Annotated in this window: 12 protein-coding genes and 1 pseudogene; 9 read left to right on the top strand and 4 right to left on the bottom strand. The window is 71.1% G+C overall.

Annotated elements, in window-relative coordinates; genetic code table 11:
- Positions 1-21: 21 nt before the first annotated feature.
- Entirely contained in the window at positions 22-1,053 is a 1,032-nt protein-coding gene (locus ACZ5WE_RS18410) for a glycoside hydrolase family 6 protein (protein WP_467689147.1), read from the bottom strand.
- Positions 1,054-1,144: 91 nt separating this feature from the next.
- Between ACZ5WE_RS18410 and ACZ5WE_RS18415 the strand changes: the two are divergent.
- The 5 genes and pseudogenes from ACZ5WE_RS18415 to ACZ5WE_RS18435 form a co-directional block, all read left to right on the top strand.
- Positions 1,145-1,576 (top strand): annotated as a pseudogene (locus ACZ5WE_RS18415) (MFS transporter); the annotation flags it as partial.
- 10 nt (positions 1,577-1,586) lie between these two features.
- Positions 1,587-2,099 carry a MarR family winged helix-turn-helix transcriptional regulator gene (locus ACZ5WE_RS18420; RefSeq protein WP_467689149.1) on the top strand — a complete coding sequence of 171 codons (513 nt, stop codon included), beginning with the start codon at positions 1,587-1,589 and terminating at the stop codon, positions 2,097-2,099.
- Between the two features lie 143 nt (positions 2,100-2,242).
- On the top strand, positions 2,243-2,575 hold the full coding sequence (locus ACZ5WE_RS18425) for a DUF3817 domain-containing protein (protein WP_467689151.1): 333 nt from the start codon (positions 2,243-2,245) through the stop codon (positions 2,573-2,575).
- A 105-nt stretch (positions 2,576-2,680) separates the two neighbouring features.
- Positions 2,681-4,381, top strand: a complete 1,701-nt coding sequence (locus tag ACZ5WE_RS18430) for an acyl-CoA mutase large subunit family protein (RefSeq protein WP_467689153.1) — start codon at positions 2,681-2,683, stop codon at positions 4,379-4,381.
- A 171-nt stretch (positions 4,382-4,552) separates the two neighbouring features.
- Positions 4,553-5,653 carry an alpha/beta fold hydrolase gene (locus ACZ5WE_RS18435; RefSeq protein ID WP_467689155.1) on the top strand — a complete coding sequence of 367 codons (1,101 nt, stop codon included), beginning with the start codon at positions 4,553-4,555 and terminating at the stop codon, positions 5,651-5,653.
- 14 nt (positions 5,654-5,667) lie between these two features.
- Here ACZ5WE_RS18435 and ACZ5WE_RS18440 read toward each other — a convergent pair whose 3' ends face one another.
- Both ACZ5WE_RS18440 and ACZ5WE_RS18445 read right to left on the bottom strand, forming a co-directional pair.
- The gene (locus ACZ5WE_RS18440) at positions 5,668-7,053 is read right to left on the bottom strand and encodes a sensor histidine kinase (protein ID WP_467689157.1); all 1,386 of its coding nucleotides are present in this window, start codon (positions 7,051-7,053) and stop codon (positions 5,668-5,670) included.
- Positions 7,050-7,790: a response regulator transcription factor gene (locus tag ACZ5WE_RS18445; protein WP_467689159.1), complete on the bottom strand. Its 741-nt coding sequence runs from the start codon at positions 7,788-7,790 to the stop codon at positions 7,050-7,052. The genes ACZ5WE_RS18440 and ACZ5WE_RS18445 overlap by 4 nt, the downstream gene beginning before the upstream one ends.
- Before the next feature lie 79 nt (positions 7,791-7,869).
- On the opposite strand from ACZ5WE_RS18445, the gene ACZ5WE_RS18450 reads away from it, so the two are divergent.
- Together ACZ5WE_RS18450 and ACZ5WE_RS18455 are read left to right on the top strand one after the other, a co-directional pair.
- Positions 7,870-9,051 carry a UDP-N-acetylglucosamine--N-acetylmuramyl-(pentapeptide) pyrophosphoryl-undecaprenol N-acetylglucosamine transferase gene (locus ACZ5WE_RS18450; RefSeq protein WP_467689226.1) on the top strand — a complete coding sequence of 394 codons (1,182 nt, stop codon included), beginning with the start codon at positions 7,870-7,872 and terminating at the stop codon, positions 9,049-9,051.
- Positions 9,048-10,067, top strand: coding sequence for an SDR family NAD(P)-dependent oxidoreductase (locus ACZ5WE_RS18455; protein ID WP_467689160.1), 1,020 nt, complete (start codon positions 9,048-9,050; stop codon positions 10,065-10,067). The genes ACZ5WE_RS18450 and ACZ5WE_RS18455 overlap by 4 nt, the downstream gene beginning before the upstream one ends.
- A gap of 634 nt (positions 10,068-10,701) precedes the next feature.
- On the opposite strand, the gene ACZ5WE_RS18460 is transcribed toward ACZ5WE_RS18455, so the two are convergent.
- A complete protein-coding gene (locus tag ACZ5WE_RS18460; protein ID WP_467689162.1) occupies positions 10,702-11,349 on the bottom strand; it encodes a TetR/AcrR family transcriptional regulator in 648 nt (215 codons plus the stop codon).
- Between the two features lie 372 nt (positions 11,350-11,721).
- On the opposite strand from ACZ5WE_RS18460, the gene ACZ5WE_RS18465 reads away from it, so the two are divergent.
- Both ACZ5WE_RS18465 and ACZ5WE_RS18470 read left to right on the top strand, forming a co-directional pair.
- Positions 11,722-12,708, top strand: coding sequence for a tetratricopeptide repeat protein (locus ACZ5WE_RS18465; protein WP_467689164.1), 987 nt, complete (start codon positions 11,722-11,724; stop codon positions 12,706-12,708).
- Between the two features lie 591 nt (positions 12,709-13,299).
- Positions 13,300-13,917, top strand: a complete 618-nt coding sequence (locus ACZ5WE_RS18470; RefSeq protein WP_467689166.1) for a DUF6230 family protein — start codon at positions 13,300-13,302, stop codon at positions 13,915-13,917.
- The last annotated feature ends 140 nt before the right edge of the window (positions 13,918-14,057 follow it).

Genomic DNA, 14,057 nt, shown 5'->3' on the forward strand with positions numbered 1-14,057 from the left:
CGCCGTGTCGGGTGGCCGCGGTCAGGCGGCCTTCGCGTTGCGCGCGAGACCGAGCGCGTAGTCGGGCCACCACTGGCCCGCCGCCGGGCCGCCCCGGCACGGTCCGTCCGAGTCGCCGGGCCGTTTGATCCACAGGACCGCGTCGAGCAGTGCGTCACCGGTCTTGTCCGTGGGCGGGGTGCCAAGACCCCGTCCCGGCGGATTGCACCAGGCGTCCTCACGGTCACCGGCGAGCGGGCCCTTGCCGTTGCGGCTGGTGTCCATCACGAAGTGCTTGCCGCCGACGAGCCCCGACAGGCTGCGGCCGTACGACTTGATGGTCTCGTCGCTCTGGAAGTTCGACACGTTCAGCGAGAAGCCGTCCGCCTGCGCGATCCCCGCCTGCTGGAGCGGCTCGGCGAGCTTGCCCGCCTGGGTGATCCAGCTGGGGTTGCCCGCGTCCAGGTAGACCTTCACCTGGGGCTGCTGCTTGAGCCGCTGGATGGCTTCGGAGAGCAGTTGATAGCGGTCGGCGTGGTACTCGGCGGGAGTGCAGCCGTCCACGATGTGCGGGATCGCGTCGGGCTCCAGGATGACGACGGCCGGTCGGTCGCCGATGGTGCCGGCGAACTTGTCGATCCACTGCCGGTAGAAGTCCGAGCTGTGCGCGCCGCCCGCGGAGTGCTGGCCGCAGTCGCGGTGCGGGATGTTGTACGCGACGAGCACGGCGGTGCGGTCGCCCTGCGCGGCGCCGTCGACGGCCGCCTTGATGTCGGGGACCGGGTCGTCGCCCGCGGGCCACACGGCCATGGGCTGCTCGGAGATCCGCTTGAGCGCGTCGGCGTCCTGGGTGCGGCCCTCCTGCTCCCACTGCCTGACCTGCCGGGCGGCGGCGCTCTCCGGGTCGACCCAGAAGGCGCTTCGCGCGGCCTGCTGGGTGGCCCGCGCGGAGGGGCCGGCCTCGGTGGCCGTCCGCTCCTTGCTCTTCGTGCCGGATTCGGAGGAGCACCCTGCCGTGAGCCCGAGGGCCGTGAGGGCCGTGAGTGCGGTGAACGTGCGGAGCAGCCGGTACATCCAGCCCCCTTGGGCGACGGTGACCGGGCAATCGTTACATAACGGTCCAATCACCCTTGGTTACGACACCGGGCGGCCCCGTCGGATCTGGCGGGCCCGCATCGCCCTGCCCCTCGCTTCGATCACGCTCCTGCCGCTCACGGTGTACGCCCTCACGCCGGGGCTCCTGTGGGCGATGCTCGCCCTCGTGCTCGCCGGAGCCGGGTCCGCGTACACGCTGGGCGTCGATCGGTGGTTCGTCGACGCCGTGCCCGAGGAACTGCGCGGGCGGGCCATGACCGTGCACACGGCGGGGCTCATGACGATCCAGGGGGTCGGAATGGCGCTCGCCGGGTTCGCCGCGGAGTTCTTCGCGGTGAGCACCGTCGTCACGGCGTCCGGCGTGCTCGGCACGGTCTGCTGCCTCGCGCTTGCCGCCGAGGTCCGCGCCACGCACCGTACGGCCGACGGCGAACCCGTCAACCTGCGGGAACAGGCGACCGAATCGCGAGACGGGGCTGACCGCCATGTGACCGGCGGGTAAGGTCTTTGGCGTGCCGAAGCCGCTCAGCCTTCCCTTCGATCCCATCGCCCGCGCCGACGAGCTCTGGAAGCAGCGCTGGGGATCCGTTCCGGCCATGGGCGCGATCACCTCGATCATGCGGGCGCACCAGATCCTGCTCGGTGAGGTCGACGCGGTCGTCAAGCCGTACGGACTGACCTTCGCGCGGTACGAGGCGCTGGTCCTCCTCACGTTCTCGCAGGCGGGCGAGTTGCCGATGTCCAAGATCGGCGAGCGGCTCATGGTCCACCCCACGTCCGTCACCAACACGGTCGACCGTCTCGTGAAGTCCGGTCTCGTCGACAAGCGCCCCAATCCGAACGACGGGCGCGGCACCCTCGCCTCCATCACGGAGAAGGGCCGCGAGGTCGTCGAGGCGGCCACCCGGGAGCTGATGGCGATGGACTTCGGGCTCGGGGTGTACGACGCCGAGGAGTGCGGGGAGATCTTCGCGATGCTGCGGCCCTTGCGGGTGGCGGCGGAGGACTTCGAGGACAGAGGCTGAGGGCCGTGCTTACGATCCCTGTGGGTCAGCACGCGTGCGCCCCGCGTATGCGGGGATGGTCCCCATGCAGGTGCACAGCACGAGCGGCATGACGGGTGCTCCCCGCGTCCGCGGGGGTTTTCCGGGCGGTTACGCTCGTATCCATGAAATCCAGCGTGCTGACCCGCTATCGGGTGATGGCCTACGTCACGGCTGTCATGCTCCTCATCCTGTGTGCCTGCATGGTGGCGAAGTACGGCTTCGACACAGGCGAGGGCCTGACCCTCGTCGTCTCCCAGGTCCACGGCATCCTCTACATCATCTACCTGATCTTCGCCTTCGACCTGGGCTCCAAGGCGAAGTGGCCGTTCGGCAAGCTCCTGTGGGTGCTCGTCTCCGGCACCATCCCGACGGCCGCGTTCTTCGTCGAGCGCAAGGTCGTGCGCGAGGTCGAGCCACTGATCGTCGACGGCTCCCCGGCCACCGCGAAGGCGTAACGCCGCCCCCGACAGCCGCCACGGACCTGCCCGTGGCCCCGCTGCGGAGCGGTTGATGCCGCAGCGCCTCGACATTTACTAGGACGTCCAAGTAAATTCGAGGGTATGGACGCTGACGCCATCGAGGAAGGCCGCCGTCGCTGGCAGGCCCGGTACGACACCGCGAAGAAGCGCGACGCGGATTTCACCACGCTCTCCGGCGACCCGGTCGAGCCGGTCTACGGCCCACGGCCCGGGGACACGTACGAGGGTTTCGAGCGGATCGGATGGCCCGGCGAATACCCCTTCACACGCGGACTGCACCCCACCGGCTACCGCGGCCGGACCTGGACCATCCGCCAGTTCGCAGGATTCGGCAACGCCGAGCAGACGAACGAGCGCTACAAGATGATCCTGGCCAACGGCGGCGGCGGCCTCTCCGTCGCCTTCGACATGCCGACCCTGATGGGCCGGGACTCCGACGAGCCCCAGTCCCTCGGCGAGGTCGGACACTGCGGGGTCGCCATCGACTCGGCCGCCGACATGGAGGTCCTGTTCAAGGACATCCCGCTCGGTGACGTCACGACATCGATGACGATCTCCGGGCCCGCCGTCCCCGTCTTCTGCATGTATCTGGTCGCCGCCGAACGGCAGGGCATCGACCCGGCCGTCCTGAACGGCACGCTCCAGACGGACATCTTCAAGGAGTACATCGCGCAGAAGGAGTGGCTCTTCCAACCCGAGCCGCACCTGCGCCTCATCGGCGACCTGATGGAGCACTGCGCGCGCGACATCCCCGCGTACAAGCCCCTTTCGGTCTCCGGCTATCACATCCGCGAGGCCGGGGCGACGGCCGCGCAGGAGCTCGCGTACACCCTCGCGGACGGCTTCGGATACGTCGAGCTGGGGCTGAGCCGCGGCATGGACGTGGACGTCTTCGCACCCGGACTGAGCTTCTTCTTCGACGCGCACCTGGACTTCTTCGAGGAGATCGCCAAGTTCCGTGCCGCCCGCCGCATCTGGGCCCGCTGGATGCGGGACGTGTACGGCGCGCAGACCGACAAGGCCCAGTGGCTGCGCTTCCACACGCAGACCGCGGGCGTCTCCCTCACCGCCCAGCAGCCCTACAACAACGTCGTACGCACCGCTGTCGAGGCCCTCTCCGCGGTCCTCGGCGGTACGAACTCCCTGCACACGAACGCCCTCGACGAGACCCTCGCGCTGCCGAGCGAGCAGGCCGCCGAGATCGCGCTGCGCACACAGCAGGTGCTCATGGAGGAGACGGGCGTCGCCAATGTGGCGGACCCGCTCGGCGGCTCCTGGTACGTCGAGCAGCTCACCGACCGCATCGAGGCCGACGCCGAGAAGATCTTCGAGCAGATCAAGGAGCGGGGGCGCAGGGCGCACCCGGACGGGCAGCACCCCATCGGGCCCATCACCTCCGGGATCCTGCGCGGCATCGAGGACGGCTGGTTCACCGGGGAGATCGCCGAGTCGGCGTTCCAGTACCAGCAGTCCCTGGAGAAGGGCGACAAGCGCGTCGTGGGCGTCAATGTCCACCACGGGTCCGTCACCGGTGACCTGGAGATCCTGCGGGTCTCCCACGAGGTGGAGCGGGAGCAGGTCAAGGTCCTTGGCGCTCGCCGCTCGGCGCGGGACGATGCGCGGGTCCGGGCCTCGCTCGACGCGATGCTGGCCGCTGCCCGGGGCGGGGCGAACATGATCCCGCCCATGCTGGAGGCAGCCCGAGCCGAGGCGACCCTCGGGGAGATCTGTGACGCGCTGCGGGACGAGTGGGGGATCTACACCGAGCCGCCGGGGTTCTAGTTCCGGTTCTCTGGGTGTGTGGGGATCTGCCGACCGTTGTGGCTGGTCGCGCAGTACCCCGCTCCCCTGAAGGGCCCCCTTCGGGGCCCCGTCGAAACTCGTGGGTGTCAGATGCAAGTAGCTGGGTAGGCGCGCGCTCGCGTCAGTCCGTCCTGCCCCTGGAGTCAGCCTGTGTCACCCGTGAGCCTGCCCGGCCCCACCCGCACCGCCGTGATCGCCATCGGAGCCGCGACGCTCACCCTTCTCGGGGCGCTGACGGTGTACGGCTCCGGCGAGGTGAGCGCGAGCCCGCCGGCCGAGCCGAAGGTCCAGGACACCTTCGACTCGCTGGGCCCCGACGTGCACGCGGCGAAGCTCTCGAACGGCCGGACGGCTCACTACTCCGACACCGGGAACAAGAAGGGCAAGCCCGTCCTGTTCATCGGCGGCACCGGCACGAGCGCCCGCGCGGCGCACATGACGGACTTCTTCCGCACGACCCGCGAGGACCTGGGCCTGCGCCTCATATCCGTCGAGCGCAACGGCTTCGGTGACACGGAGTACGACGAGAAGCTCGGCAAGGCCGACTTCGCCAAGGACACCCTCGAAGTCCTCGACAAGCTCGGCGTGGACGACGTGAGCGTGATCGCGATCTCCGGCGGTGGCCCCTACGCGGCGGAGCTCGCCGGGCGTGCCCCCGAGCGGATCTCCGCCCTGCACCTCGCGGCGGCCCTGCCGCCCTATGGCACGAAGCCCGCGTACTGCTCGATGTCCGACGACGAGCTCGCCGCCACGGTGAAGGACTCCATCAAGGACCCGCGCAAGTGGTGGGCGTTCCCCGACGACAGCCCCGTCAAGTCGATACCGGGCTTCGCCGACACGGCGTACGAGGAAGGCGCCCGCACCTACAACCAGCGCGGCCAGCAGGCGGACCCCGCGCCGCAGGTGCACGAGCAGAAGCTGTACTGCGGGCGGCCGGGCCCGGACCTGAAGAAGCTCGACGCCCCCGTCTACCTCTACGGCGGCAAGAAGGACACGACCGTGCCGCCGGCCACCCTCAAGACCTGGCAGGACGAGCTGCCGGGCAAGGCGACCGTGCGTACGTACGCGGACTCCGGACACGACGTGCAGTACCGCCACTGGGACCAGATCCTGGTCGACCTGGCGGGCCACGGCGACCGCACGGTCGTCTGCAAGGGGAAGCACACGCGCGTACTGCCCGCCGACGAGGCCGACCGGCTCCTCGCCAAGGACAAGGCCACGCTGGGCAGCTGCGCCTGGAAGAACAACTAGCCACCCGCGGACCATCAGCCGGGCAGCGTCAGCCTGAACAGCGCGCCCCCGCCGGGCGCCCCCTCCGCCGAGAGCTCCGCTCCGTGCGCGTGGGCGATCTGGCGGGCCATCGCGAGACCGAGGCCCGAACCCGGCAGGGCGCGGGCCTTCTCCGCGCGGTAGAAGCGGTCGAAGACGTACGGCAGATCCTCCTCCGCGATGCCGGGGCCGTGATCGCGGACCGTCAGGGCGGTGGAGGTCAGGGAGACCTCCACGGGGGTGCCGGGCGGGCTGAACTTGGCCGCGTTGTCCAGCAGGTTGGTGACCAGGCGCGAGAGGCGTGCGGGGACACCGGGGATGCTCGTCCCGTCGGCGCCCGGCGTCACCTGGAGCGTGAAGGGGACCTGCGGCCAGTGGCCGCGCGCCGCGTCCACGACATGCGTGACCAGGGGAGCGAGCCGCACCTCCTCGAGGAGGGGCTGCGGCTCCTCGTCGCGTGCCAGCTCGATCAGGTCGTTGACCATGCCCGTGACTTCGCGGAGCTGGCGGGCCAGCGCACCGGACGCCCGTTCGCGCTGCGCGTCGCTCAACCGGTCCGCGCGGGCGAGGAGTTCGGCGTTCGTCCGCAGCGCGGTCAGCGGCGTACGCAGCTCGTGCGACGCGTCCGCCACCAGGCGGCGGCGCGCGGTGACCGACTCCTCCAGCTCGGCCAGCATCGCGTTGAACGAGGCGGCCAGGCGGGTCACCTCGTCCTCGCGGCCCGGCGGACCCGGCGGCAGCTCGATGCGGTGGCGGGCGTCACGGGTCGCCGCGATGCGCTCCGCGGTGGCGGTGAGGCGGGCGACCGGAGCGAGGCCCGTGCGCGAGACCCAGTAGCCGCCGAGCCCCGACAGGAGCACTCCGGCGCCGCCCACCGCGGAAAGCAGCCCCGCGGCCTGACGCACGCCCCGCTCGGCGATGTCGGCGCGCAGGGCGACCTGAACGGCGTTCCCTGTGCCGTAGTTGGTGGTGTACATCCGGGTCGGCTTCCCGTACAGCGTCAGGCTCGTGTAGTACGGGGCCGCCCGGCCCCGCGCGACCTCCCTGGTGGACTCGGTGACCGGGAGCAGATACGGCTTCGACGGGTCCTTCGCGGCGTCCGCGGGGACGATCTGGGAGCAGGCGGGGGTGCCGGGGTAGCGGCACTCGTCCGTGACCACGCCCGGCTCGGCGTCGTAGTCCCGCTGCTGGGCGATGAGGGTCGCCGACTGGGCGAGGTTCTGGTCGAGCTGCTGGTAGAGCTTGTAGCGGATGACGAGGAACGCGGCCACGCACACCCCGACCGCGACCAGCGCGACGGCCGCAGCCGCGGCGAGCGCGAGCCGCGTACGCAGCGGACGCCTGCGCCGCCACCGGGCGCCGAGCCTGCGCCGGGCGCTCACGGGCTGCCCAGCCGGTAGCCGACGCCGTGCACGGTGTGCACCAGGCGTGGCTCGCCGCCCGACTCCAGCTTGCGGCGCAGATAACCGACGTACACCGCGAGGGAGTTGGAGTCGGGCCCGAAGTCGCGCCCCCAGACCGACTCCTGGATGAGCTCGCGCGGAAGCACCTGCCCGGCGTTGCGCAGGAGCAGTTCGAGCAGGGCGGCCTCGGTGCGGCTGAACTCGACCGTGCGGTGGCCGCGGCGGCCGGTGCGGGTCGACGGGTCCAGGACAAGATCGCCGTACGCGAGGCCGTCGCCCTCGGCGGTGGAGTGCTGCTCCGGTGCGGCGCGGCGCAGCAGGGCGCGGACGCGGGCGACGAGCTCGTCCAGGGCGAAGGGCTTCACCAAGTAGTCGTCGGCGCCCGCGTCGAGGCCGTCGACGCGCTCGCTGACCGAGCCGAGCGCGGTGAGGACCAGGACGGGGGTGCGGTCGCCCGCGGCGCGCAGTTGGCGACACACGGCGAGGCCGTCGAGGACCGGCATCATCACGTCGAGGACCAGCAGGTCGGGTTCCCAGCGCGCCACCGCCGAGAGCGCACGCTGCCCGTCCGGGGCGCCACGGACCAAGTGGCCCTCGATCGTCAGGGCGTCCTCCACCGCCGCTCGGACCTCGGGGTCGTCGTCGACGACCAGGATCTTGGCCGCCGGTGGGCCGCCGCTGGTCACGGGTGCGCCCGGCCTGCTCGTGAAGCTCATGGACCCACGGTGCCAAACGCGGCTCTTAAAACCCTCTTAGACCTGCTCGTGATGCTCCATTGCCATGCGAACACCCGATATGCGATACCCCGAGTCAGGAGCCCCGGCGGGCGGCCGGGCCCCTCTCTCCGTCGTCATCGGCGCGGGCGGCACCGGTGGACACATCTATCCCGGGCTCGCCCTCGCCGACGCCCTGCGCCGTGCCGTGCCGGGCGCGGTCGTCTCCTTCGTCGGCACGGAACGGGGCCTGGAGACCCGGCTGATACCCGACGCCGGGTACCGCCTCCACACCGTCGACATGATCCCGTTCGACCCCTCGCTCGGCGCCAAGCGGTTCCTCCTGCCCGCCGCCCTGGTGAAGTCAGGCGCCCAGTGCCGGGCGATCCTTCGTGAGCAGGGGGCGCAGGTCGCGGTCGGGATGGGCGGCTACCCCAGCGCCCCCGTCATCGTCGGCGCCCGGATGGCGGGACTGCCCAGCCTGATCCACGAGTCCAACGCGGTGCCGGGCCGGGCCAACCGCTTCGCGGCCCGCCTCACCCCGAACATCGCCGTCGCCTTCGACCGCAGCCGGGAGCATCTGCCGGGCGGCGAGCGCGCGTACACCACCGGGATGCCCATCGCGGCGCCGCTCGCCGCGCTCGACCGGGGGGCGCTGCGGGCCGAGGCCCGCCGGGAGTACGGGGTGCCGGACACGGCCCGCATGCTGCTCTTCAACGGCGGCAGCCTCGGGGCCGCCAGGCTGACCGAGGCGGCCGTGGGGCTCGCGGCGCGCTGGCGGCACCGCACCGACGTACAGCTCCTGATCAAGACCGGCCCCGCCGCGCTCGACGAGACGCGGCGGCGCCTGACAGCGGCGGGCGTGGAGGGCATCGCCCGCGCCGTTCCCTACCTGGACCGGATGGACCTCGCGTACGCCGCCGCCGATCTGGTCGTCTGCCGCGCCGGTTCGGCGACCGTCGCCGAACTCGCCGCCACCGGGGTCCCCGCGGTCCTCGTCCCCTATCCGCACGCACCCGGCGACCACCAGACGCACAACGCGCGGGTCCTCTCCGACGCGGGCGCGGGCCTGCTCCTGCCCGACGGCGAGACGACGGCGGCGCGGCTCGAGGAGCTCGTCGGACCGCTGCTCGCCGATCCGGCGCGGCTCGCCGCGATGAGCGGGGCGGCCGATCCGGGCCCCCACGCGCGGGCGGCCGACCTCCTCGCCGAGCGGGTCATCCACCTCACCCACCACCACACACAGCACCTGGAGTACGCATGAGCAGCACCGACGTCACCGTGGACACCCCCTTCAGCTGGGCCGACCGCACGGTCCTCGTCACCGGAGCGGAGGGCTTCATCGGCTCGACGCTCGTGGACCTGCTCCTCGAACAGGGCGCGAAGGTCCGCGCCTTCGTGCACTACAAGCCGTACGCGGAGAAGGGCCACCTCGCGCATCTGCTCGGGGACCCGCGGGTCGAGATGCTCGCGGGCGACGTCCGTGACGCGGGGCGCGTGATGGACGCCGTCGAGGGCTGCGACACCGTCTTCCACCTGGCCGCGCTGATCGGGATCCCGTACTCGTACGACTCCCCGGGGGCCTACGTCCAGACGAACGTCGTCGGCACGGAGAACGTGGCGGAGGCGTGCCGGCGGCACGACGTGCGGCGGCTCGTCCACACCTCCACGAGCGAGGTGTACGGGACGGCGCTGACGGCCCCCATCAGCGAGGACCACCCCCTCCAGCCCCAGTCCCCGTACTCCGCGTCGAAGATCGGCGCCGACATGATGGCGCTGTCGCACTGGCACGCGTTCGAGCTGCCGGTGACGGTGGTCCGCCCCTTCAACACCTACGGCCCGCGGCAGTCGGCTCGGGCCGTGATCCCCACGATCCTCGCCCAACTGCACTCCGGCGCACGGGAGATCAAGCTGGGCTCGCTGAGCCCCACGCGGGACTTCACGTACGTGACGGACACCGCGCGGGGCTTCATGGCGCTGGCGGGGTGCGACGCGGCCGTGGGCCACGCGGTGAATCTCGGGGTGGGCCGGGAAATCTCGATCGGTGACCTGGCGGACGCGTTGATCGAGGCGTCCGGGCGCCAGGCGAAGGTGGTCGTCGACCCGTCCCGCCTCCGCCCTTCGGGCAGCGAGGTCCAGCGGCTGCTCTCGGACAACTCCCGGGCGAGGGAGTGGGCGGGCTGGACTCCGTCGGTCTCCTTGACGGAGGGACTGAAGCGGACGTCGGCCTGGGTCGCGGAGAATCTCCACCTCTTCGCGGTGGACCGCTACCAGGTCTGAGTTGTCGCCTGGGGCGGCCTGGGCGATGCCCGAGCCCGCCGCTTCGCGGCGGGTGCCTTCCGGATGCGCCGGTCGCGGGTCGTTTACCGCTTTCGGCCCGCTTCGCGGCGGGCGCTTGCCGGTTGAGCCGGTTCGGGGTCGAATTCCGCTCCTACGTCTGCTGCGCGGGCTGCCCCTTCGGGTGCGCCGGGCGTGTACTGCTTTCCGCCCGCTTCGCGGCGGATGTTTCCCGCCCACCCGCCCGATTGCCCCGGGTCGTGCGCTGGGTGTCTTTGGCTGGCCGTTTCGCTGCGGGTTTCAAGTCGCCGCTTCGCGGCGGTTTTTCCCCACCCACCCACCCGATTGCCCGGCAGTGAACCGCGAAGCGGTGGGGCGGGGCGGATCGCGGTCGACACCTGAGCTGGGCTACACCACCCAAGCCGTGATCGTCGCGGGTGTGCTGCGGGGTGAACGGGCGGGTGGGAGGGGCGCATTCGCCGCGAAGCGGCGGCTTTGATTCGCGGCAGCCGCAGCCGCAGCCGCAGCCGCAGGGCAGCCCCACCCCACCCCAGCCCCACCCCAGCCCCAGCCCAGCGCCACCGGCAGGGCACCGGCCGGGCACCGGCAGGGCACCGGTAGGGCGTCGGCCGGCCGGTCAGGGGCTGGTGAAGGCCCCGGGGCCAGTTGCCGTGGCCAACCCTCCCAGCAACAGCAACGTAAAGCGGCGGGCCCAGTCCTCGTCCACCGGCTCCGCGCTGACCAGGGCGCGGTGGACCACCGCGCCCGCGATCACGTCGAAGATGAGGTCCGCCGTGCGGCCGGCCGCGGCGGGGTCGGGTTCCGCGGGGAGCTCACCCCGCTCCTGCGCCCGCTTGCGCCCCGCGAGGACCAGCCGCTTCTGGCGGTCCACGATCGACGTACGGATCCGCTCCCGCAGCGGCTCGTCCGACGTCGACTCGGCCACCACCGCCATCAGCGCGGTCTTCGTCTCGGGACGGCCGAGCAGCGCCGCGAACTGGAGCACCACACCCTCGATGTCCGCCGCAAGGCTGCCGCGGTCCGGCAGCTCCAGCTCGTCGAACAGCTCCGCCACCGCGTCCACGACCAGCTCGCTCTTGCCCGCCCAGCGCCGGTAGAGGGTTGTCTTGGCCACGCCCGCACGCGTGGCGACGTCGCCCAGGGTCAGCTTGGACCAGCCCAGTTCGACCAGGGCCTGCCGGGTCGACTCCAGGATCGCGGTGTCCGCCGCGGCGTTGCGGGGGCGGCCGCCGGTGCGGGCGGGTGCGGGGATGCGGCTCTGCATCCCGTGACCATACCGGCCAGTACGGAACGGGCCGGATCGGTGGCGAGTGAGGCAGATCACCGTAGTTCGCGCAGGCCCGCCGCCCACACGTCGGCGCTCGACAGTTACGCTACGACTCGTAGCGAAAGAGGCGTGGACGGGACGAACGGCAATTCCTCCTCGGCGCCCACCCTCGATCGCTGCGAGAGCGGCAACCACAGTGACAAGCACAGCGACACCACAGCGGCAGGCCCTGGTACGGGGTGGGGACCCCGTACCGACAACCAGCGGTCCTCCTCGGGACCTTGGCGCCGCGACCGTCCGCGGCCCCGCAATCCGGCGGGGGGCCTCGGACGGGCGCGGTTCCCGCACGGCTTGGGGGAGGATGTACTCATGCAGCCACGGAACATGTCCATGAGCGGAGTCGTCGACCTCGCCGCCGTGAAGGCGGCCCAGGAGGCCAAGGCGAAGGCGGAGCAGGCGCGCGCCGAAGCGGCCCGGCAGGGCGGGGGCGCTGTAGCGGGCGTCTCGCCGTCGAGCCTTGTCATTGACGTAGACGAGGCCGGCTTTGAGCGCGACGTCCTGCAGCGCTCCACCGAAGTGCCCGTCGTCATCGACTTCTGGGCCGAGTGGTGCGAGCCGTGCAAGCAGCTGAGCCCGCTGCTCGAAGGCCTCGCGCGGGAGTACAACGGCCGTTTCGTCCTCGCCAAGATCGACGTGGACGCCAATCAGATGCTGATGCAGCAGTTCGGGGTCCAGGGGATCCCGGCGGTCTTCGCGGTGGTGGCCGGACAGGCCCTGCCGCTCTTCCAGGGCGCGGCCCCGGTGGAGCAGATCCGCCAGACCCTGGACCAGTTGATCCAGGTCGGCGAGGAGCGCTTCGGCCTGACGGGTGTCACCGTCGACCCGGACGCCGCCGAGGGCGGGGAGCAGGAAGCCCCCGTGGCCGAGGAGCCGGCCGGGCCCTACGACGCCCTGCTCGAAGCCGCTGTCCAGGCGCTGGACGCGGGCGACTTGGGCGGCGCTGTCCAGGCGTATCGCAACGTACTGAACGACGACCCGGGCAACACGGAGGCCAAGCTCGGCCTCGGCCAGGCCGAGCTGCTGCAGCGCGTCCAGGGCCTTGACCCGCAGCAGGTCCGCAAGGAGGCCGCCGACCGGCCCGCGGACGTGGCCGCGCAGATCGCCGCCGCCGACCTGGATCTGGTGGGCGGTCATGTGGAGGACGCGTTCGGGCGGCTCATCGACGCGGTCCGGCGCACGGCGGGCGAGGACCGCGACGCCGCGCGCGTGCGGCTGCTCGAACTCCTCGAGGTGGTCGGCTCGGACGACCCGCGGGTGACCGCGGCGCGCACGCAGCTCGCGCGGGTGCTCTTCTGACCCGTCCTGCGGTCTGTTCGCTGACCAGTCGCTAAACGCCGGGGCTTGTGATGCCCGAGTGAAAATTCGCCGCACAGGCGTCACAGTGGCCGCGCTTTACCAAAACTTGGTAAACGCGGCCACTGTTACTTGGAGTAAGCCCAGGCCGGCCTTCTGTCCTGGTGTGCCCTTCAACATCCCGGTCTGTTCCTGCCCATGGGTGCACCGTCCGTGGCCGACCGATACCGGGCGGTCGTGGTTCGGTTATCGCGCCGTTACTAGCCAGTAACGAACCCCCTTGTGCGAGGACCGAGAATGCACCACGATCGGCGACGCTCGGTCCAATAACCCGCAGCCCGAAAGCCAGTCGGGAGCGGGCTTTCTGGGTCCCCACCGAGCAGGCCGGAGACACCCCGTCGCCGGTCTTGGACAGGGGGGTCTCTGCCATCCGGCAGGGCCTGTCCGGCAGGTTGTGCGTGTCGCGTGCGACCAGTGGTTGTCGCTCGGGGGTGATCTCCCGAGGACGTAGCGCTTCTCCCATCCCTGCCCGGCTGAGCCGCCCGAACGGGATCAGTCAGGGCCGGAGATGTACGTCCGAGAAGGAGGAAAGTCATGGAGTCCGTGGCTCGTGGCGGAACCAGATGGAAGCGGTTCGCCGTAGTCATGGTGCCGAGCGTCGCGGCGACTGCCGCGATAGGCGTGGCCCTCTCGCAGGGTGCACTCGCGGCATCGTTCAGTGTGTCCGGTCAGCAGTTCAAGGTGACTGCCGACCAGCTCGACGGTACGGGTTTCGTCCAGTACGGGGCGCTTGACAGCGGCAAGTCGGGTAACCACCCGGTCGCCGTCGTCGGCCTCAACTCGGCCAAGATCACCAACCTGTGTCAGTCCGTCGTCGTTCCGGTCCCCGTCTTCGGCGATGTGTCGATGACCCTCAAGGCCGGCGGCAAGGGCGGCCCGAGGGTCGAGGCGAAGAAGCTCTACATCGACGCCGACGACCTGAAGGCCGACGCGACGTTCACCAACGTCGACATCGGTGTCTCGGTCGACCGGACCACCAAGGGCCCCGGCCCGTCGAAGGGCGACAAGTACGCCCCCGACTCGTTCGCGCAGCAGGCTGACAAGGTGCGGTTCACCGACGTCAAGCAGCGCGCGTGGGCGACCACCGCCGGCACCTTCAAGCTCTCCGGTCTGGCCATGTCGGTCAAGAAGGGCAAGCACGAGTGCTACTGAGGCAACTGATGCCTTGACAGCGGTACTTGTAGCGAAAAACGGCAGGGCGCGGGGGCGCGACGGATCTTGACCTCAAACCGTCCCCGTGCCCGAATCCGCAGGACACAGAACCAAACGCCATTCCCCGAGGAGCTGTACGA

The sequence above is a fragment of the Streptomyces sp. NPDC033180 genome (assembly GCF_055577645.1).

Bases quoted from the DNA above. Each gene is read 5' to 3' on its own strand.
- ACZ5WE_RS18410 (WP_467689147.1), bottom strand. From the start codon at position 1,053: ATGTACCGGCTGCTCCGCACGTTCACCGCACTCACGGCCCTCACGGCC.
- ACZ5WE_RS18425 (WP_467689151.1), top strand. From the start codon at position 2,243: ATGAAATCCAGCGTGCTGACCCGCTATCGGGTGATGGCCTACGTCACG.
- ACZ5WE_RS18430 (WP_467689153.1), top strand. From the start codon at position 2,681: ATGGACGCTGACGCCATCGAGGAAGGCCGCCGTCGCTGGCAGGCCCGG.
- ACZ5WE_RS18445 (WP_467689159.1), bottom strand. From the start codon at position 7,790: ATGAGCTTCACGAGCAGGCCGGGCGCACCCGTGACCAGCGGCGGCCCA.
- ACZ5WE_RS18450 (WP_467689226.1), top strand. From the start codon at position 7,870: ATGCGATACCCCGAGTCAGGAGCCCCGGCGGGCGGCCGGGCCCCTCTC.
- ACZ5WE_RS18455 (WP_467689160.1), top strand. From the start codon at position 9,048: ATGAGCAGCACCGACGTCACCGTGGACACCCCCTTCAGCTGGGCCGAC.
- ACZ5WE_RS18460 (WP_467689162.1), bottom strand. From the start codon at position 11,349: ATGCAGAGCCGCATCCCCGCACCCGCCCGCACCGGCGGCCGCCCCCGC.
- ACZ5WE_RS18465 (WP_467689164.1), top strand. From the start codon at position 11,722: ATGCAGCCACGGAACATGTCCATGAGCGGAGTCGTCGACCTCGCCGCC.
- ACZ5WE_RS18470 (WP_467689166.1), top strand. From the start codon at position 13,300: ATGGAGTCCGTGGCTCGTGGCGGAACCAGATGGAAGCGGTTCGCCGTA.